At 64.9% G+C, this 19,873-nt stretch carries 21 protein-coding genes; 15 read left to right on the top strand and 6 right to left on the bottom strand.

Annotated features, from left to right (window positions below; translation table 11 throughout):
- Nucleotides 1-2 precede the first annotated feature (2 nt).
- The 13 genes from BLW48_RS31320 to BLW48_RS31260 all read left to right on the top strand — a co-directional run bounded on the left by BLW48_RS31320 (nt 3) and on the right by BLW48_RS31260 (nt 12,441).
- On the top strand, nt 3-335 hold the full coding sequence (locus BLW48_RS31320) for a hypothetical protein (RefSeq protein ID WP_093050587.1): 333 nt from the start codon (nt 3-5) through the stop codon (nt 333-335).
- Nucleotides 336-422: 87 nt separating this feature from the next.
- Nucleotides 423-677: a hypothetical protein gene (locus BLW48_RS31315; RefSeq protein WP_093050584.1), complete on the top strand. Its 255-nt coding sequence runs from the start codon at nt 423-425 to the stop codon at nt 675-677.
- 27 nt (nt 678-704) lie between these two features.
- Nucleotides 705-1,199, top strand: coding sequence for a pentapeptide repeat-containing protein (locus BLW48_RS31310; RefSeq protein ID WP_093179507.1), 495 nt, complete (start codon nt 705-707; stop codon nt 1,197-1,199).
- 41 nt (nt 1,200-1,240) lie between these two features.
- Nucleotides 1,241-1,636: a hypothetical protein gene (locus BLW48_RS31305; protein WP_143047843.1), complete on the top strand. Its 396-nt coding sequence runs from the start codon at nt 1,241-1,243 to the stop codon at nt 1,634-1,636.
- A gap of 51 nt (nt 1,637-1,687) precedes the next feature.
- Nucleotides 1,688-6,400, top strand: a complete 4,713-nt coding sequence (locus tag BLW48_RS31300; RefSeq protein ID WP_093179506.1) for an RHS repeat-associated core domain-containing protein — start codon at nt 1,688-1,690, stop codon at nt 6,398-6,400.
- Nucleotides 6,397-6,882: a hypothetical protein gene (locus tag BLW48_RS31295; protein WP_093179504.1), complete on the top strand. Its 486-nt coding sequence runs from the start codon at nt 6,397-6,399 to the stop codon at nt 6,880-6,882. The genes BLW48_RS31300 and BLW48_RS31295 overlap by 4 nt, the downstream gene beginning before the upstream one ends.
- A 76-nt stretch (nt 6,883-6,958) precedes the next feature.
- A complete protein-coding gene (locus BLW48_RS31290) occupies nt 6,959-7,225 on the top strand; it encodes a hypothetical protein (protein ID WP_093050573.1) in 267 nt (88 codons plus the stop codon).
- Nucleotides 7,225-7,734, top strand: coding sequence for a hypothetical protein (locus BLW48_RS31285; protein ID WP_093179503.1), 510 nt, complete (start codon nt 7,225-7,227; stop codon nt 7,732-7,734). The genes BLW48_RS31290 and BLW48_RS31285 overlap by 1 nt, the downstream gene beginning before the upstream one ends.
- A 32-nt stretch (nt 7,735-7,766) precedes the next feature.
- Nucleotides 7,767-8,057, top strand: coding sequence for a DUF7710 domain-containing protein (locus tag BLW48_RS31280; protein ID WP_093050567.1), 291 nt, complete (start codon nt 7,767-7,769; stop codon nt 8,055-8,057).
- 404 nt (nt 8,058-8,461) lie between these two features.
- Complete coding sequence (locus BLW48_RS31275; protein ID WP_177142476.1) at nt 8,462-9,439, top strand: sugar ABC transporter substrate-binding protein; 978 nt, start codon at nt 8,462-8,464, stop codon at nt 9,437-9,439.
- A gap of 29 nt (nt 9,440-9,468) precedes the next feature.
- Entirely contained in the window at nt 9,469-10,428 is a 960-nt protein-coding gene (locus tag BLW48_RS31270) for an ABC transporter permease (protein ID WP_093050562.1), read from the top strand.
- Nucleotides 10,428-11,225 carry an ATP-binding cassette domain-containing protein gene (locus BLW48_RS31265; RefSeq protein WP_093179500.1) on the top strand — a complete coding sequence of 266 codons (798 nt, stop codon included), beginning with the start codon at nt 10,428-10,430 and terminating at the stop codon, nt 11,223-11,225. The genes BLW48_RS31270 and BLW48_RS31265 overlap by 1 nt, the downstream gene beginning before the upstream one ends.
- Complete coding sequence (locus BLW48_RS31260) at nt 11,218-12,441, top strand: ROK family transcriptional regulator (RefSeq protein ID WP_093179498.1); 1,224 nt, start codon at nt 11,218-11,220, stop codon at nt 12,439-12,441. The genes BLW48_RS31265 and BLW48_RS31260 overlap by 8 nt, the downstream gene beginning before the upstream one ends.
- On the opposite strand, the gene BLW48_RS31255 is transcribed toward BLW48_RS31260, so the two are convergent.
- The 6 genes from BLW48_RS31255 to BLW48_RS31230 form a co-directional block, all read right to left on the bottom strand.
- Nucleotides 12,438-12,860: a DUF6194 family protein gene (locus BLW48_RS31255; RefSeq protein ID WP_256331030.1), complete on the bottom strand. Its 423-nt coding sequence runs from the start codon at nt 12,858-12,860 to the stop codon at nt 12,438-12,440. The genes BLW48_RS31260 and BLW48_RS31255 overlap by 4 nt on opposite strands.
- Entirely contained in the window at nt 12,860-13,873 is a 1,014-nt protein-coding gene (locus BLW48_RS31250) for a Bug family tripartite tricarboxylate transporter substrate binding protein (protein ID WP_093179497.1), read from the bottom strand. Before BLW48_RS31250 ends, BLW48_RS31255 begins: the two co-directional genes overlap by 1 nt.
- A 13-nt stretch (nt 13,874-13,886) precedes the next feature.
- A complete protein-coding gene (locus BLW48_RS31245; RefSeq protein ID WP_371127580.1) occupies nt 13,887-15,296 on the bottom strand; it encodes a sensor histidine kinase in 1,410 nt (469 codons plus the stop codon).
- Nucleotides 15,297-15,962, bottom strand: a complete 666-nt coding sequence (locus BLW48_RS31240; RefSeq protein ID WP_093050550.1) for a response regulator — start codon at nt 15,960-15,962, stop codon at nt 15,297-15,299. It lies immediately after the preceding gene.
- A 26-nt stretch (nt 15,963-15,988) separates the two neighbouring features.
- The gene (locus BLW48_RS31235; protein ID WP_093081501.1) at nt 15,989-17,002 is read right to left on the bottom strand and encodes a Bug family tripartite tricarboxylate transporter substrate binding protein; all 1,014 of its coding nucleotides are present in this window, start codon (nt 17,000-17,002) and stop codon (nt 15,989-15,991) included.
- Between the two features lie 82 nt (nt 17,003-17,084).
- Entirely contained in the window at nt 17,085-17,879 is a 795-nt protein-coding gene (locus BLW48_RS31230; protein ID WP_093050543.1) for an IclR family transcriptional regulator domain-containing protein, read from the bottom strand.
- Nucleotides 17,880-18,078: 199 nt separating this feature from the next.
- Between BLW48_RS31230 and BLW48_RS31225 the strand changes: the two genes are divergently transcribed.
- Both BLW48_RS31225 and BLW48_RS31220 read left to right on the top strand, forming a co-directional pair.
- Complete coding sequence (locus tag BLW48_RS31225) at nt 18,079-19,002, top strand: shikimate dehydrogenase family protein (protein ID WP_093179496.1); 924 nt, start codon at nt 18,079-18,081, stop codon at nt 19,000-19,002.
- A gap of 28 nt (nt 19,003-19,030) precedes the next feature.
- Nucleotides 19,031-19,864 (top strand): shikimate dehydrogenase family protein, encoded by an 834-nt coding sequence (locus BLW48_RS31220; protein ID WP_093179494.1) that lies wholly within the window; start codon nt 19,031-19,033, stop codon nt 19,862-19,864.
- Nucleotides 19,865-19,873: the final 9 nt, after the last annotated feature.

Genomic DNA, 19,873 nt, shown 5'->3' with positions numbered 1-19,873 from the left:
TCATGAACTTCAATGCCTCTGCCGCACCGATCTTCGAAGTCGAGTCGCCGGATCAGCTGCTGCTCAATACACCTGTGGTCGTTGCATTGGGCAACGCGTACAAGCTGTTCGAGAAGACCGGGCAGGACCTGAACAACTTCAACGTTCACATCGCCGAGAGGAAAAAGGAAAACGGCGAAGACGAGAACGGAGTCAACACCATCGGCATTGCATTCACGGCCAAGCTGCCTCCGGGGCAGAAGGGGCTCGGCAACGCCAGCAAGCTGGGGCGGTCGATCACGTACATCGCCTCCAAGACCACGGGCGAAATACTCCGGGAGCAAGGAAGCCGGTAGTGACGCCCGGCACCGGGTCTGGCTCGAAAGACGTTGCGCCTGCCTGGACTCGGTGCTTTCAATTTTGCAGAGGGAGGAAGAATGAGAATGAACGAAACCATCGAAGTTGATGGTCTGGCGGCGCAGGCGATTGCGGCAGCCTGTGAAGATGCAAGGTCTTCAGGCCTGCAGCTCGCAAACTACAAGCTCGTCCTGGCCGAAGAATCCGACGACTACAGCGCGTCGTGGGTGGCGAAGGGCAAGCCGCAAGGCCATCGGGGCGCCTTGCCGGGCCTGCCCGAACCCAGCCTGCTGATCGAGAAGCGCGCTGGCCGGATCCTCCGGAAGCAGCTCTCGCGTTGAGTCGACGGCGTCATCCAAGGATTCGACATGTCTTCTCAAGTCATCATCCTCGCCCACGACATGTGGCGCAAAGGCGCAGGCGGTGCCCCCGCCGGGCTCGTGGGCCAGGCCGACAGCTTCGCTTATGCAGGGCTCGACCTGGGGCTCGCCCAGTTCGCCGCAACGACCTTCACCGGCACCAGTTTCACCGCCACCAGCTTCAAGCAGGCGGGCTGGAGCGCCTGCCAGTTCACGGGCTGTAGCTTCACGCAGTGCGACTTCGGCGGCATTTCGATCACCGGCTGCACTTTCATCAACTGCAGCTTCACGCGCGCCAACTTCGATGGCGGCAGCATCAGTACCAGCACCTTCACGCAATGTCAGTGGGACGACATCAGCTTCGCGGGCGGCCACTGGAACGACGTCGGGGTGCTGAACTGCGGCGGCACCGTGGTGCATGCGCAGGGACTGCAGGGGCGCAGCGTGGACTTCACGGGCAGCACCTTCGAGCAACTCGAGTTTCAGGGCGCGAACATCAATTGAGCCCTGACGGGCAACGCCATCACTTCATCGATTCCATGTTCATGAAAAACATCAAGACCGTCTTTATCGCCACTGCCCTCCTGGGCGCCGTCTCTCTGTGCTTGGCGCAAGCGGAAACGAAAACCACGCTGACCAAGCTGCACCAGAGTTACGAGAAGCAGGGCCGCCGCGCGCTCGGCATGCCGGAGTACGGCAAGCGTGTGCAGTTCCCGGCGGTGGTCGTCGAAGCGTCTGATTCCTTCGGCGGCACGTCGATGATCCGCGCCGCCGATGTGCGCGGCAATCAGGAACTGGCGCGCTTGACCCCGGCGGACGACGCACAGAACCAGAAGATGGGCGAGATGCGCAGCGGTGCGAAGTTCACTGCGAGCTGCGAGGTTGGCTTTGCGATGGGCTCGGCGTTTCTCACGATGAAGGACTGCGTGATTCGGCCCTGAAGCCCGCATCCGCAGCAAAGGCAACGTACCAGTTCGAGGCAGGGAGGGAAGATGGCAGGAAACGAAGGCCCGCAACAACAAGGCCAGAAACCAACTGAGAGAGAACCCCAGACGGCGGTAGCGCCGCTGAACACCATCGTCAAGGAAGACATCGCCGCCGCAAGCAAGGCGGTGGACGACTGGCTGCGCTCGTTCAGCGGCGGCTACGTGACGCTGGAGCGCCTCACGATGGTGCTTGGCAGCATCCCGATCATCGGCAACATCATGGCGCTGGTGGATGTGTTCCTGGACATCATCAACATCGTCGAGAAGAAGGCCAAGGACGGGGTCGAGGCATTCCTGACCTGGGTCAGCCTGGGCATCAACCTGATCGGGCTGATCCCGTTGCCGCCGAGCATGGCGGCCGCGCGCATGAGCCTTCGGCCCACGCTGCATCTGGTGAAGCAGGAGCTGAAGGCGGCCGCCTCGAACCTGGGCGAAGCCATCGTCACGACGCTGGTGGGGCACCTGAACGCCACCATCATGGGCGAACTCGACAAGTTCATCGATGGTGCCATCGACAAGCTCGACGGCATTCTCAAGAGCTGCGCCGACCTTGCCGACAAGATCATCGACAACCTGGTGGACATCCTGCGGCGCGTGCTGGGCCAGAAGGATTTGTTCGACGTCGCGAAGCCCGGCGCGACGGAAACGCGCGTGCACGATCCGAAGACGCAGAGTACCTGGAGCCGCATGTGGGGCACGGCCGTGCGCTACACCAAGCAGTCGGCAAACTATGTCGCCAAGACAGCCGCCAGCCAGCTGCCCGCGGGCGTTGCCGGCAAGGTCAACGGCGTGATCACGCAGATGCTGGACTTCAAGCGCCTGCTTCGCAGCCAGCTGTCGGCGCTGGCCAACAAGGAGGCTCAGGCCAGCATCATGTGGCTGCTGCACAAGTTGCGGGATGCACTGCTGCGCAAGAAGGGGAAGCGCGCGGCCATCGTGCCGCCGCAGGCGGGCGCCAAGGCAGAGAAGGACAACCCGGGCACGCCGCTTGGACACATCAGCAAGCAGGCACCGGCGCAGGGAACTTCGGGCTGCAAGAACTGCCCCGCGCCGGCACGCAAGGGCGCCTCGATCAGCCTCGCTACCGGCAACGAGAGCTTCACGCACACCGATTTCGTGCTCGCCGCGCCGCTTGCGATCGAGTGGGCGCGCACCTATGCCAGCGACCTCGATGCCTTTGACCGCGGCAGCCTGGGTGCCCGGTGGATCACGCCTTACAGCATGCGGGTGGACGTTGCCACGCCAGTGCGCGGCGCACGCCAAGGGCAGGCGAGCTTGGTGTATCACGCGGCCGACGGGCGTAGCCATGCCTACCCGCTGCTGGAGGTGGGGCAGACGTATTTCGATGCCATCGAAGAGGTCAGCATCTCGCGGCTGAACGAGAGCCTGTTGGCACTTGACTTCGGCAAGCCACTGCCTGCGGGCGAGCATGGTGAATGGCGGGAGATCTACGAGCTCGTCGACAGCAAGCAGCCGCACTTCCGACTCGTCGCGCAGCAGGCGAAAGACGGCATGTCCGTCGGCCTTCGCTACGACCACGTGATCGTCTCGACCGGCGAACGCGTGCTGAGCGACATCATCAGCAAGCAGGGTGAAGCCGTCATGGCGCACGTGGGCACCCAGCCCGATGCGCAGACCGGCTTGATCAAGTCGCTGTGGGAGCTGAAGGACGGCCAGGTCATTCGTCAACTGGCCGCCTACACGCACGACGCAGAAGGTGACCTCGTCGCCGCGCAAGATGAAGACGGCGCGAACTGGAGCTATACCTACGCGCACCATCTCGTGACCCGCTACACCGACCGCACCGGCCGAGGCATGAACCTCGAATACGACGGCACCGGCGCAGACGCCAAGGCCGTGCGCGAGTGGTCCGACGACGGCAGCTTCGCGCTTACGCTGGAGTGGGACAAGAACATCCGCCTGACCTACGTGACCGACGCGCTGGGCGGCGAAACCTGGCACTACTACGACATCCAGGGCTACACCTACCGCATCATTCACCCAGACAAGCTGCAGGAATGGTTCTTCCGCGACGACGCGAAGAACATAACGCGCCACGTGCACACCGACGGCAGCACCGACGATTACACGTACGACGAAGACGGCAACCTGCAGACGCACACGCGTGCCGACGGCAGCCGTGTGTATTTCGAATACGACAAGCTGCATCGCCTCACGGGCATCCTCGATGCCGAAGGCGGCGTGTGGAAGCGTGACTACGACGCACAGGGCCATCTCACGGAAGAGATCGATCCGCTCGGCCACAAGACCGAGTACGCCTACGACAAGGCCGGCAGGCCCGTACGGATCACCGATGCGAAGGGCGGCGTCAAGGTGCTCGCCTATTCCCCATCGGGGCAACTGCTCAGCTACACCGACTGCTCTGCCAAGACCAGCCGCTGGGAGTACGACGAACGGGGGCGTCTTGCCAAGGCGACCGACGCCGCTGGCAACACCACCGGCTATCGCTACACAGCCGGCCAGCTCGAACAGATCGTGCAGCCCGACGAGACGAGCGAGCATTTCGAACACGATGCCGAAGGCCGCCTGCTGACGCACACAGACGCGCTCGGACGAGCCACGCGCTACAGCTACACGCGCGCCGGACTGATCGCCGGTCGCACCGACGCCGCAGGCCGCTCGCTCAAGTACTACTGGGACCTGCTGGGCCGCCTGACCGAGCTGCACAACGAGAACGGCAGTCGCTACGACTTCCGCTATGACCCGGTGGGCCGCCTGCTCGAGGAAACCGGCTTCGACCGCAAGACCACGCAGTACATCCATGAGGAGACCACCGGTGTCCTCGCCGGGGTGATCGAAGCGGGGCACCGCACCGAACTCGAGTTCGATCCGCTCGGCCGTTTGAGCGAACGCCGGGCCGGCGATCAGTCGGAGCGCTTTGCCTACGACCGCAACGGCCGCCTGCTCGAGGCCGCCAACAGCGACGCACGCCTGCAGTGGTTCTACGACCCGGCCGGCAACCTGACGCGCGAACACCACCACTACCTGGAGCGCAAGCGCACGGCAGTCTGGCAGCACCGCTACGACGAACTCAACCAGCGCATCGCCACCGTGCGGCCCGACGGCCACGTGACCCAGTGGCTGACATACGGCTCCGGTCATGTGCACGGGCTGATGCTCGACGGCCAGGACATCCTCGGCTTCGAGCGCGATGACCTGCACCGCGAGGTTGCGCGGGAACAGGGCAACGGTCTGAGCCAGCGGCAGAAGTACGACCCCGCAGGCCGGCTGCTCGAACAGCAGATCTCGCGCACCAGGCCCGGCGCCATCGAGGCCACGGCGGGAGGGAGCATCCAGCGTAGCTACAGCTACGACAAAGCCGGCCAACTGGTGGGCATCGGCGACAGCCGGCGCGGCAACCTGAGCTATCGCTACGACCCGGTGGGCCGCCTGCTCGAGGCCAACAGCCGCGTCGGACATGAGATCTTCGCTTTCGATCCCGCAGGCAACATCGTCGACGCTCCGCCGACCGGCGACCCGCTCAGGCATCCAGCCAACAAGTTGCTGGACAACCTGCTGAGGAACTACGCCGGCACCAGCTATCGCTACGACGAGCGCGGCAACATGACCGAGCGCGTGCGCAATGGCTGGCGGACCGTCTTCGCATGGGACAGCTTCAACCGCATGACGGCAGCGACCGATCAGAGCGGCATCACCACCAGCTTCAGCTACGACGCGCTAGGGCGCCGGCTGTCCAAGAGCTCGGGGGAGGCCACGACCCTGTTCGGCTGGGATGGCGACGTGCTCGCGTTCGAGAGCACGCAGAGCAAGTCAGCGATTGAAGAGGGCGGTGAGCACGGCTGGAGCGTGCATTACGTCCACGAGGCGAACTCGTTCGTGCCGCTGGTGCAGGTGCGCCGGGCAAGTGCGATGGCACTGAGCGAGACGACAGATGCGAAGGCACTGATGGAGGCCAACGGCGGCGTCTACGACATCGAGCAGGATCCTTTGTGGAACGGCGAGCAGAGGCATGTGCCGCGTGCGTTTGACAGGAAGGAGATGGCGTTCTACCAGTGCGATCACCTGGGTACGCCGCAAGAGCTGACGGACCACGAGGGAAGCATTGCCTGGTCGGCGCAGTACAAGGCGTGGGGCGAGGCGCGGGAGGCGATCAGCGAGGCTGGCAGGAGGGCGGGGTTCAGGAATCCGATTCGGTTCCAGGGGCAGTATTGGGATGAAGAGACGGGGCTGCACTACAACCGATACCGATACTACGACCCGCAGGCGGGGCGGTTTGTCTCAAGAGACCCCATTGGTCTTATTGGTGGCCTCAATCTTCACCAGTTTGCGTCTAACCCGGTCATATGGATAGATCCTCTGGGCCTTGCTCGAAAGAAAGGGATCACGCCAAATGACCGAGGTACTCGGACCACCATTGAAGGAGGGAAGCTTTCCGAGCCTGCGGTCGGGTACAGCGGCGGGGCTGGCGGAAAGGGGGCGCAAAACCCTGTCGTTAAACAAATGTACGACGACGTTGAAGTCGACCAACGCTCTGAGACGCATGCTTGGTGTGGTGAGCCAGATGCACTCAGCAAAATTGCTGATGCTCATAAGGTAGCTAATGCTGATGAGCTTCGTAGCGTCGTTCAAGGGGCGACATCGATGACTGAACGAAATGATGGAAAGCTCCTACCGTACTGCCGCTCGTGCAGCATTGTTATGGGCCGGCTCGGCGTCTGTGACGGAGTAAAAAAATGACAGAACCATATAGTGAACATGAGGCGGAATTCCTCGATGCCATTGAAGATCAGTTGATGGAAAAAAACGTTCCCTTTCCCCGAATGATGAAAATGTATGCGGAATTTCTGCGTAATTGCATTCTGGCGGGACGTTTCAACGAGGCCGCTTCATCCGCGCAACTGGATAGTGTTGCTGAGCATTTGCAGGTGGCAATAGTTGGCTTGGGTCACGACAATAGTGACGAGTTACGGAGGCCGCACAGGATTGAGCTTTGGACGCTATTCGATTGTTCTGAAAAAGAAAACCCGGCTCTGGCTGCACTTATCCGGTGCGCTGTTTGCTGCTTTTACGATGAGGCTGGATGGGATCCAGACACGAGCGAAAGTGTGACCCCAATGCCGCTTTATCTCTTTCTCCTCAAGCGGATTATTCCTACTGTGGGCGTGGAGTTCTTGAAGTACGCGCAAAGGTCCTTGCTTGGTCCCTCGTTAAGTGAGTAATTCATCCGGACTTTGAGTGACTTAGCCGGCGACAGAAGTACGAACCGGCGAGGTGGTGGATGCCGCTTCGACATAGTTGGCCAACTGGTACGACCAAAGCGGCTTCACCACCACCTTCAGCTACGACGCGCTGGGGCGGCGCCTCTCCAAAAGCTCGGGTGAGACCACGGCGCTGTTCGGCTGGGACGGATACGTGCTCACACTTGAGAGCACGCAGGGCAGGTCGGTGATCGAGAAGGGCGGCGAGCGCTACATCCACGAGGCGGCCTCGTTCGCGCCGCTGGTGCAGGTGCGCCGGGCGACCGCGGTGGCGCGGAGCGAGACGACGGACGCGAGGCGCTGATGGAGGCCAACGGCGGCGTCTACGACATCATGGAAAAAATGATTGATTTCGCATTGATTGAATGTTCCAGGATTGACTGGAGCAAGTACGAAGTGATCCAAGGGCGAGCGGATTCAGTCCCCCTCGCCTTGGAGGCTTTGTTGACTTCCCCAATAAAAGAGGCAGAAAAATATTATTGGAGAATTGAAAATCATGTTGTCGCTCACGGGCGGCTGTTTAGCGCTGCCGAACCGACGCTTCAGGTGCTCATTGCCTCGCTTTTGAATGCTCGCCCTAGGCATACTAAAATTGACGTGCTTGAACTTATATTTCAGATTGTTGTTGGTGCTGCTGCAGAGTCTGCAAATGAGGAATATAAGAAAATGCAGCAGCGAGTTCAATTTCGCGCTCTGGAAGGATTGTGGGTTTTTTATGGCGAATTGAACGGAGAGCATGCCAAAGCTGTGGGTGAGGTGTTGGATGTGCTCGATCCGTCACGTTTGAAATTTTTTCTTGATGCCAGTAAATGATTAATTTTTATTTTTTAGCGTAGAGGCTCTAAATGGATGAGGCTAAAGAGGTTTGGGTTTTTAATGGGTCTAGGGCGAAATTTCCTTCTGCGATTTTTATGGCCAAGGAGAATGCCCTGGAGTGGATAGAAAAATATAGATTAACTGGAATTTTGACCAAATATCCCGTGGGTGTTTCAGTTTATGAGTGGTCAATTCAAAGCGGAAATTTCCAAGTGAGGTTGGAAAGAGATTCGACGCCGGACTTCATCGGGAACTTTTCTAGTGCGGCGCAAGAGCACATGCATTTCGAAAACGGGACCACGGCGAGCGCGGCAACATGATCGAGCGCGAGCGGTTGGCGAACCGTCTTCGCAGGGGATGGCCTCCCCATGACGGGGGTGACTGGCCACAGCGGCATCACCGTCGCCTTCAACTGCGACGCGCCGGGCACCGGCCATGCGACGCTCAGGGGGAGCCTCGAAACTGTTTGATTGAAGGTCTCCATGAGGCCGACTCGTCTTTTCGCTGGTGTGAGCACATCAACCTCTTTTTCATCTTCGGGTTTCCGATAACTAAATCACCTTGATTTAGTCGCCCCGCTGCCCGATAGTCCCCTTGCGCCCGGACGCCCGCCTCCAAGGCCAGCGATCCGGATCCAAAACCGCAGGGCGCATCACCCAGCGTCCGCCCAAGGAGACAAACCATGCCCAGCAGCAGCCCCCGCACCATCCTGGCCGTCGCGGCCATGTCCCTCGCCGCAGTGACTGCATCTACCGCCGCCTTCGCCGCCGACCAACCCATCATCGGCCTCGTCACCAAGACCGAAACCAACCCCTTCTTCGTCAAGATGAAGGAAGGCGCGCAGGAAGAAGCCAAGAAGCAGGGTGCCAAGCTGCTCTCCGGCGCGGGCAAGGCCGACGGCGACAACGCGGGTCAGATCACCGCGATGGAAAACATGATCGCGGCCGGCGCCAAGACCATCCTGATCACGCCTAGCGACGCGAAGGCCATCGTGCCGGCGATCAAGAAGGCGCGCGACAAGGGCGTGATGGTGATTGCGCTCGACAGCCCGGCCGATCCGCCGGACGCGACCGACGCGCTCTTCGCCACCAACAACTACACGGCCGGCGTGCTGATCGGCGAATACGCCAAGGCCGCGATGGCCGGCAAGCCCGCGAAGATCATCGCGCTCGACCTGCTGCCGGGCCACCCGGTGGGTGCGCAGCGCCACAACGGCTTCATGAAGGGCTTCGGTCTGCCGGCCAACGAGGCGAAGTCGAACGAGCTGTCGAAGGCGCCCGAGATCGTCTGCATGGCGGACAGCTATGGCGATCAGGCCAAGGCACAGACGGCGATGGAAAACTGCCTGCAGAAGGCGCCTGACGTGAACCTGGTCTACACGATCAACGAGCCCGCCGCGGCCGGTGCCTACAACGCGCTGAAGCGCGCGGGCAAGGAGAAGGGCGTGCTGATCGTCTCGGTCGACGGCGGCTGCCAGGGCATCAAGGACACCAACGCCGGCATCATTGCCGCGACCTCGCAGCAGTACCCGCTGAAGATGGCCGCGATGGGCGTGGCCGCGGGCGTCGAATTCGCCAAGACGGGCAAGAAGGCCTCGGGCTATGTCGACACAGGCGTGACGCTGATCGCGGGCAAGAGCGTGGCGGGCGTCGACAGCAAGGACACGAAGACCGGCGCCGAGCTGTGCTGGGGCAAGAAGTAAATAGCTCACAGCCCCCAGGGAGTATCTCGATGGCGAAATCTGCGACGCACCACATTCCGTGGGGCGCCTTGGGGCCGTGGCTGGCCCTTCTTGGCGCGTGCATCTTCTTTGCAACCCAGTCCGACCGTTTTCTCACGGGCGGCAATCTCTCGCTGATCCTGCAGCAGGTGATGGTGGTCGGCGTGATCGCCATCGGCCAGACGCTGGTGATCCTCACGGCGGGCATCGACCTGTCGTGCGGCATGGTGATGGCGCTGGGCAGCATCATCATGAGCAAGTTCGCCACCGAACTCGGGCTGCCCGTGCCGGTGGCCATTCTGTGCGGCATCGGCGTGACGACGCTGTTCGGCCTGCTCAACGGACTGCTGGTCACGCGCATCAAGCTGCCGCCTTTCATCGTGACGCTGGGCACGCTGAACATCGCCTTCGCGATCACGCAGCTGTACTCGTCGTCGCAGACCATCACCGACCTGCCTGGCGGCCTCACGGGCCTGGGCACCACCTTCACCATCGGCAATGCCGAGGTGGCGTGGGGTTCGGTGCTGATGGTGGTGCTCTATGCGCTCACCTGGTTCGTGCTGCGCGAGACGGCGGCGGGCCGGCACATCTATGCGGTGGGCAACAACGCGGAGGCCACGCGGCTGGTCGGCATTCCGACGCAGCGTGTGTTGCTGGGCGTGTACGTGGCGGCGGGCGTGCTGTACGGCATCGCCTCGCTGCTGTCGGTGGCGCGCACCGGCGTGGGCGACCCGAACGCGGGGCAGACCGAGAACCTCGACGCCATCACGGCGGTGGTGCTCGGCGGCACCAGCCTGTTCGGCGGGCGCGGCATCGTGCTGGGTTCGCTGATTGGCGTGCTCATCGTCGGCGTGTTCCGCAACGGGCTCACGCTGATGGGCGTGTCGTCGATCTACCAGGTGCTGGTGACTGGCGTGCTCGTGATTCTTGCGGTGGCGGCCGACCAGCTCTCGCGCCGGGGAGCCCGCTGATGAACACGGTCACGAACCCCAAGATCGTCATGCAGGCCAAGGGCCTGGTGAAGCGCTATGGCCAGGTCACTGCGCTCGACGGCGTCGACTTCGAACTGCGCGAAGGAGAGATCCTCGCGGTGATCGGCGACAACGGCGCGGGCAAGTCGTCGCTCATCAAGGCGCTGTCGGGCGCGGTGGTGCCCGACGAAGGCCAGATCCTGCTCGACGGCCAGCCGGTGCACTTTCGCAATCCGCTGGATGCGCGCCGCGCCGGCATCGAAACGGTCTATCAAGACCTGGCCGTGGCCCCGGCCATGACCATCTACGAGAACCTGTTCCTCGGCCGCGAGCTGCGTCGCCCCGGCTTCCTGGGCAGCGTGCTGCGCATGCTCGACAAGAAGCAGATGCTGCTCGAAAGCACGGCCCGCATGGCGGACCTGAAAGTCGGCATCCAGTCGATGACGCAGGCGGTCGAAACGCTCTCAGGCGGCCAGCGCCAGTGCGTGGCGGTGGCGCGCAGCGCGGCCTTCGCGCGGCACGTGGTCATCATGGACGAGCCGACTGCCGCGCTGGGCGTGAAGGAGGGCAACATGGTGCTGGAGCTGATTCGCCGCGTGCGCGACCGCGGCCTGCCCGTGGTGCTCATCAGCCACAACATGCCGCACGTGTTCGAGGTGGCCGACCGCATCCACGTGGCGCGTCTCGGCAGGCGCGCGGCGGTGCTCGACCCGAAGAAGATCAGCATGAGCGACACCGTCGCCGTGATGACCGGCGCCATGACGGCCGACCAGTTGCCCGCGGAGGCGCATGCCTGATGCGGACACTTCTGCGCGCACGCCCGACCTGTTGCGGCCCCGTGGCTCCAACCAGGTCGGCATGCGCCAGTTCAACGAACGAACGGTGCTGCAGGCATTGCGCGTTCACACCAGCCTGCCCAAGGCCGACCTCGCTCGGCTGACCGGGCTCAGCGCGCAGACCATCGGGCTCATCACCGCGCGACTGGAAGAGGACGGACTCATCGTCAAGCAAAGCCGCGTGCGCGGGCGCATCGGGCAGCCTTCGGTGCCGCTGGCGCTGAACCCGGACGGCGCCTTTGCCATCGGCATCAAGGTGGGCCGGCGCGGCGCCGAATGGCTGCTGATCGACTTCACCACGCAGGTGCGCGAGCGCCATGCCATCAGCTACGACTTTCCCGATGCGGACGAGCTGCTGCCCGCCATCACGCAGCACATGCACCGGCTGCGCGACGGGCTGGGGCCGCTGGCGGCGCGCAACGTTGGGGCCGGGCTGGCCGCACCGTTCCAGCTCGGCGGCTGGCACCGCACGCTGGGCCTGTCGAAAGCGCAGTCCGACCTGTGGAACCAGATGGACCTGGCCGCCGAGGTGCGCGCGCGCACCGACGTGCCGGTGAGCTTCGCGCGCGACACAGTGGCCGCCTGCGTGGCCGAGCTGGTGGGCGGGCGGGGGCACGACCTCAAGAGCTTCCTGTACATCTTCGTCGACACCTTCGTGGGGGGCGGGCTGGTCATCAACTCGCACCTGCACACCGGTGCGCACGGCAATGCGGGCGCGCTCGCTTCGCTGCCGATGCAGCCGCCGGGTAGTCGCGGTGCACTGCCGCCCCAGCTGGTTGCGCAAGCGTCGCTCTGGGAGCTGGAGCAGCGCCTGATCGGCGAAGGCCTCGACGCCATGGCCGCGTATGACGACCGCGCTTTGCAGCCGCCCTATGCCGCGATGACGCAAGCCTGGCTGGAAAGCGCATCGCAGGCGCTGGCACATGCCATCGTGAGCGGCACGGCCATGCTCGATCTGCCGGATGTGGTGGTGGATGGTTCGATGTCGCGCCCGCTACTGCAGGCGCTGCTGGACCAGACCCGCGCCGCGCTGGACCGGTGCAACTGGGAAGGCCTGTGGCAGCCGCGGCTGCATGGCGGCAAGGCGGGGGCGCAGGCTTGTGCGCTGGGCGGCGCGATGCTGCCGCTGCACGCGAACTTTGCGCCGGACCACGATGTGTTTTTGAAGGCGGCCTAACCTGCTTTACGCGAGCGCGCGAGGCTCAATGCCTCGGCGATCAGCGGCTTCACCGTCTCGAAGGTCTTCGCACTCGGATTGATCACGCTGACCCAGTACATCTTCGCATACACCGGGTGCGGCATCAGCGTGTCGAGCGCGGCGTGGTCGGCGGTAGCGGGCACTTCGCCGAACAGCGCGCGAAAGGTCTCTTTGCCCACGCCTATGCTCAGGCGAAACACGCCCGGGCGGTTCAGCTGCGAGGCGCTGTCGAAGTCGTTGTCCTTCGTCACGATCGTGGCGAAAGGAAACTTGTTGTCCCCGTCGTGAAAGAAGAAGGTGTTGTCGTCGGCGATCTGAAAGTGGCCGCTGGCCAGCATGTCGATGATGTGTTGGGTGATGGCGTCTTCGGTCATGAGCGCGATCTTGCCTGCGTTCATCAGGAGGGCCAGCGCCGCAGTCCCAGTTCGTCCGCCAGCCGGCGGTAGGCCTTGATCTGCGCCTGCACGTAGTCGTCTAACGCTGCGCCGGTGAGCGCGAAGGGGTACAGGCCGTGCTGCTCGCGCAACGCGGCGTAGCCGGGCGCGGCACTCGCTTCGCCGAAGGCCGCGACCCATGCGCGTACCGCGGCTTCAGGCACGTCAGCGCTCAGGTACAGGCCGCGCACGGTCGGCCACACCAGGTCGATGCCTTGCTCGCGCGCGGTCGGCACGCCGGTGAGCGCGCCGCCAAGCCGGTTCTCCGACAGCACCGCGAGCAGTCGCACCGCCGCGCCGCCCGCAATGGCCTGCAGGGCTTCGGCTGCATCGCCGGGGAACACGTCGACATGCTTGCCCTGCAATGCGCTCAGCGCATCCCCGCCACCTTCGAAAGAAACGAAGCGCATGGCCTTGTGATCGCGCCCCGCCGCGCGCACCAGCAGCGCGGCTTTCACCCAGTCTTGGCTGCCGACCGTGCCGCCCGCACCGAAGGCGATGCGCGACGGGTCTTGCCGCAGCGCGGCGACCAAGTCCTGCAGGCGCTTGTAGGGCGAGTCGCGATGCACGGCGATCACGCCGTAGTCGGTGCCCAGCGTGGCGATCCAGCGCACAGCCGAGGGCGAATGCGGACCGAAGCGGCCTTGCGCGAGGTTGAGCAGCGAGCCGCTGGAAAACGCCACCAGCGTGCCTGGGCCGCCGAGCTTGCCTGTGGCGACACGGTCGAAGGCTACGGCGCCGATGCCGCCCGGCAGGTAGCGCTGGGTGAGCGCTGGGCGCGCGGGTCGCACGGCCTGCAACGCGTCGCGCGCCAGCGCGCAGGTCAGCGCGAAGCCGCCGCCGGCCTTGGCGGGGATCACGCAGTCGGCGGCGTTTTCGGAGGGGTCGTTCGCGGCGGCCATTGCGCGCACGCTGAAAGGCATCAGCAACGCGCACAACGCGCGAAGTGCATGGCGGCGGGTGGGCGGCGTGGACATGGAAATGGGCCCGTCAGGTGGCGGTCGGGCGAGGCCACCAGATGATCGCATGCAGCCCCGGGCCGGCCTCGCGCGCCTCGAGTCGCAGTTCGCCCCGGTGCCGCTGCGCAATGGAGCGCGCAATGGCCAGCCCGAGCCCGAAGCCGCCCTTGCCGGCGCGCGCGCCGCGCCGGAAGCGCTGGCCCAACGCGGCGCGCTCTTCGTCGTTGAGACCGGGCCCGTTGTCCTCGACGTTGAGGCTCCAGCCCGCTGCGTCGCCCGCGGCAAAGAGCGTGATCGTGCCTTCGGCCGGCGTGTAGGTGATCGCGTTGCTCACCAGGTTGCCCAGCGCCTCGCGCATCAGCCCCCGGTCTGCCACGGCAAGGAACTCCGGCGTGGGCGAATGAATGCCCAGGTCGATGCGCTTGGCGCGTGCCAGCGGCAGCAGGTCGACCGCCACTTCGCGCAGCAGCGCCGCAAGGTCGAACTCGGCGGGCTCCACCGACACCGTGTCGCTGCGGCCCAGCGCCAGCAGCTGCTGCGCGCTGCGCGTCGCGCGGCCGATTTCGGTGCCCAGTGCGTCGAGCGCCACCTGCACCTGTGCCGGGTCTTGCTCGCGCCGTGCGTAGTCGGCCTGCATCTGCAACGTGGTGAGGTGGGTGCGCAGCTGGTGCGAGGCGTCGTCCAGAAACTGCCGCTGCTGCGTCACGAGGTCTTGCGTGCGCGACATCTGCTGGTTGACTGCGGCCACCAGTGGGCGCACCTCGGCGGGCAGGTCGGTCTCGGCGATGCGCGTGAGGTCGTCGGGCGTGCGCGAGCCCACCTCGCGCGCCAGTCGCGAGAGCGGCCGCAGCGCCGCTGCGAGTGCCAGGGCGGTGCCGCACAACAGCATTGCCAGCACCAGCCCGTCGCGCAACGCCGCGCTGCGCACGAAGCGCGCGCTGAACTCCTGCCGCGAGCGCGTGCTTTCTCCAATCTGGATCAGCACGCTGCGCCCGGTGCTGCCGGCCGGCGCGCGGTCGAGGTCGCGGCGGTAGGCCGCGAGCCGCACTGCTTCGCCGAAGTAGGTGGCGTCATAGAAGGCCGGCACGCCCATCGCCAGTTCGGTGGGCGGCGCGGGCAGGTCGGCGCTGCCGAGTTCCACCAGCCCGTCAGACGTGGACACACGAAAGAACACCTGGCCGCTCGCCGTCAGCTCGAAGAACTCGAACATCGTGTACGGCAGCTCGACCGACAGGCCGCCCGAGGCGGTCGAGATGTTGGCGTCGATGGACTTGAGCGCACCCAGCAGCGAGCGGTCGTAGGCCGCGTTGGCGGCGGCCAGCGCGTCGTGCCTCGTCATCCACAGCTCCAGGCCGGTCACGACCAGCAGGGCGGGGAAGAGCAGCAGCGCGAGCCGCTGCCAGAGGCTGGCGCGGCGAAGGCGTTCACGCAGGCCGCTCACTCAGTCTGCTTCCAGTACATAACCGAGCCCGCGCAGCGTGACGATGCGAACCCCGGTGCCGTCGAGCCGCTTGCGCAGCCGGTAGACGAAGACTTCGACCGCCTCGGGGTGCACCTCTTCGTCGTCGGAGAACACGCGCTCGAGGATCTGCTGCTTCGACAGCGGCTCGCCGCTGCGCTGCACCAGCACGCGCAGCACCGCCAGTTCGCGCGGCGAGAGCGCCAGCGCCTCGCCGTTCAGCGTGAAGTGCCGGCGCGCGCCGTCGTACACCAGCGGGCCGCAGGCCAGCCGCGGATGCTCCACGCCACGCGCGCGCCGCACCAGCGCGTGCAGGCGCGCTTCGAGCTCGGCCAGCGCGAAGGGCTTGGCGAGGAAGTCGTCGGCGCCCGCATTGAGCGAAGCCACGCGCTCGTTCAGCGAGTCGCGCGCCGTGAGGATCAGCGCCGGCAGCCGCTGGTCACGCTCGCGCAGCCGTTGCAGCACCGTGTGCCCGTCGAGCCCGGGCAGGCCCAGGTCGAGCACCAGCGCATCGTGGTCGCGCTGCTGCAGCGCCCGGTCGGCCAGGCGACCGTCGTCCACCCATTCGACCTGGATGCCCGCATGCTCCAGCGCCTTGCAGAGCCAGGTGCCCAGGGTGTGTTCGTCTTCCGCCAGCAGGATGCGCATGGCGCCGATGCTAGGGCCTGCCGGGATCAATCAGGCTTGATGTTTGCCCTTGCGATGACCTTTTGCCAGCGGGTTTGCTCGGCAGCGATGAACTGCGCGAACTGCTCTGGCGTGCCGCCGATGGCTTCGGCCGCATCGGCGGTCAGGCGCTGCATGGAGTCGGGCGACTTCACGGCCTTCATCGTCTCGGCCGAGAGCTTGGCCAGGTTGGCTGGCGTGATGTTGGCCGGCGCGAGCATGCCGTACCACTGAGTCATCTCGAAGCCCGGGAAGCCTTGCTCGGCCACGGTCGGCACGTCGGGCAGCTGGGGCAGGCGCTTGGCCGATCCGGTCGCGATGCAGCGCACCTTGCCCGCCTTGATGAACGGAATGATCGCCGCCGCGCCGATGGCCGATGCGTCGAGCCGGCCCGAGAGCAGGTCGGTCACCATCGGGCCGGTGCCGCGATAGGGCACGTGCAGCATGAACACGTCGGCTGTCATCTTCAGGTACTCGAAAGCCAGGTGGCCCGCGCTGCCGTTGCCCGCCGAACCGTAGCTGAGCTTGCCCGGCTTCGACTTGGCGTATGCGATGAACTCCTTGAGGTTCTTCGCCGGCACGTCGGGGTGCACCACGTAGAGGCTGGGCACCTTGGCCAGCAGGCTCACGGGCTTGAAGTCCTTGTTCGCGTCGTAGGGCAGCTTGGCGAAGATGTACGGGTTGACCGCCAGCGTGCCGATGTGGCCGAGGATGATCGTGTGCTGGTCGGTGCTGCGCGCCACTTCGCTCATCGCGATGTTGCCGGCCGCACCGGGCTTGTTGTCGACGAAAACGCTCTGGCCCAGCGTGCGCGAGAGTTCGGCGGCGGTCGAGCGCGCGACGATTTCGGAGCTGCCGCCAGGGGCGAAGGGCACGACGAAGCGGATCGACTTGCTTGGCCAGGCGTCCTGGGCCGAGGCCAGCGAAGGCAGCAGGCCGCCGAGGGTGAGGGCGCCGCCGGCTTGCAGCCAGTGGCGGCGGCTCAGGCTGTGGGCGTCGTCAGGGGAAAAGAGATCGGACATGGTGCTTGTGTCTCCAGCGCTTTTGGATTGAAAGCGCGCATCCTGCCCGGCGGATGCTGTCGGAAAGCTGTCAGTCAGACGGTCAGATCAGATTGCGCATCGCCTGCGCCGTCTCCCGCAGCACCGGCAGCACTCGCGCCACCGCGTCTTCCGAGCTCTCGTGCCCCATCGGCATCGTGATGTTCAGCGCGCCCACCAGCGTGCCGTGCCGGTCGCGCAGCGGCACCGCGATGCCGCGTGAATTCAGGTCGAGCTGCTGCTCGGAAAGTGCCCAGCCCTGCGCCCGGATGCGCGCGAGCTCGAGCTTCATGCGCTCCATGCTCGCGATGGTGTGCGAAGTGAAAACCGTCAGCTGCCGTGTCGTCAGCCATTCATTCAGCTCGGCGTCGCTGCGCAGCGCCAGCATCAGCATGCCCGAGGCCGTGACCTGCGCCGGCACGCGCGCGCCGAGCACGTAGCCGGTGCTCATGCTGCGGTTGGGGCCGTTGCGCGCGATGTAGACCACCTCGTCGCCGTCCATCACGCTGAGGTATGCGATCTCGTTGGTGCCCGCTGCCACCCGCTGCAGAAAGGGCTGCACCACGCGCGGCAGCCGGGCCGATTCCAGGTACGACTGTCCCAGGCGCAGCACGCGCGGCGTGAGCCAGAACAGCTTGCCGTCGCTCGCCACATAGCCCATGTGCTGCAAGGTCAGCAGATAGCGCCGCGCGGCGGTGCGGGTCATGTTCGTGCGCTGGCCGGCCTGGCTGGCGGTCAGGCGCGGGTTGGCGTCGTCGAAGGCTTCGATGATGCTCACACCGCGCTCCAGGCCGGCGATCCAGTCGCGCTTGTCCAGGCCGGGGGGCGGCGCCGGGTCGTCCTTGCTGTCCTTGCTCATGGGCGGAAGTGTGCCTGTGCGGATGGGTTCGGAGTTTGCATTTGATGACAGTGAAAACCCTTGAATTGAACGATCAGTGATTTTTTGAGTTCGATAATCGCACGATTCAAGGTGCCAAAGGCTGCGTGATTCAGGCGAAGCGACTATAAAGCTCGGCATCCGCCCTCGAAAAGAGCGATTGACGAACGGAAGCACGCACATGAGCCATTCCATCCGCGGCAGCACCCAGGCTTACCTGATCCCCGGCGACCCGGTTCGCAATGTGCGGCTGCCCCGCATGTTCAACGCCGCCTTCGAGCGCTTCGGCATCGACGCCGTGCTGCTCCCCATGCAGGTGCCGGTGCGCGACTTCGCGGTGTTCTTCAAATCGGCCTTTCTCGCGCGCAACGTGCGCGGCATGGTGATCGCGCCGCCGCACAAGCCGCTGGTGGTCGACCTGCTCGACGGCTGCGGCCTCTTCGGCCGCGTGGCCGGCTCGGTCAACGTGGTGCGCCGCACCGAGGGCGACCAGCTCGAAGGCGACCTGTTCGACGGCGAAGGCCTGATCGGCGCGCTCGATCACTACAACATTCCCTTCCGCGGCAAGCGGGTGCTGATCCTCGGCGCGGGCGTGAGCGCCGCAGCCATCGGCGTTGCGCTGGCCGAAGGCGGCACGGTGAACGGCGCGGAGTACATCGCGTTCTATGACAGCGCCGCAGGCAAGGCGGCCGGTGTGGCAGCCAAGCTCAACGCCTTCTTCGACGCGACTGTGGTCTCGGCCGACAGCAACGCGCCCGAAGGCTACGACCTCGTCATCAACGCCACGCAGTTGGGGCTGGTCGAAGGCGATGCGTTGCCCCTCGACGTGTCGCGCATGGACGGCCACGCGGCACTGTTCGACATTCTTCTGCGCAACCAGCCCACGCCGCTGGTGCAGGCAGCGCGAGCGCGCGGACTCAACGCACAGGCGGGCTTCGAGATGCTCATCCAGCAGATGCCGCACTACTTTCGCTACTTCGGCCATCTCGATGCGGCTGCCGCGATGCAGGCCGACGCCGACTTCCTGCGCGAAATCATCTACCCACCGGCCATGCAAGCCGAAATTGCGCAGCCCTTGCGCTACCACTCGCCCAGCGTCGCCTGAGCCCCGATTTTTCAAAGAAACAACCGACATGATTTCCGGCAAGACCACGCTCATCGCCCACATCGGCTATCCCACCGAGGCCTTCAAGGCCCCGATGATCTACAACCCCTGGTTCGACAAGCACGGCATCGACGCCGTGGTGGTTCCGATGGGCGTGAAGCCCGAGGATTACGCGGCCTCGCTGCCGCAGATCTTCAGGTTCAGCAACCTGCGCGGCGCGCTGGTGACCATGCCGCACAAGGTCACGACCATGTCGCTGGTCGACGAGGTGACGCCCACTGCGCGCGTCGCGGGCGCCTGCAACGCCATCCTCAAGCGGCCCGACGGCACGCTGTTGGGCGACCAGTTCGACGGCGCGGGCTTCGTGCGCGGCGTGGAGCGCAAGGGGCGCCTGTTCAAGGGCACGCGCGTGCTGGTGTCGGGCACGGGTGGCGTTGGCTCGGCCATTGCCGCATCGATTGCTGCCGCCGGAGCCGCCGAGCTGATGCTGTTCGACATGAGCGAGGCCTCGGCCGGCGCATTGGCCGCGCGGCTGCGCGAGCACTATCCGCAAATGAAGGTGGCCACGGGCTCGAAAGACCCGGCCGGCTACGACGTGGTCGTCAACGCCACGCCGCTCGGCATGAAGGAGGGCGACCCGCTGCCCTTCGATGTGGACCGCATCGACCCCGGCACTTTCGTCGGCGAGGTGGTCATGAAAACCGAATACACGCCGCTGCTGCAGGCCGCCAAGGCCAAGGGCTGCCAGGTGCAGGTTGGCACCGACATGCTGTTCGAGATGATCCCTGCCTACCTCGAGTTCTTCGGATTCGGCACAGCCTCCCCGGAGGAATTGCGTGCCGTGGCCCAATTGAAATACTGAAAAGCCAGG

This window comes from Variovorax sp. YR266, assembly GCF_900107295.1.
GTDB lineage: Bacteria > Pseudomonadota > Gammaproteobacteria > Burkholderiales > Burkholderiaceae_C > Variovorax.
The sequence above is the reverse complement of the archived record's forward strand: the minus strand, read 5'-3'. Positions and strand labels throughout refer to the sequence as shown.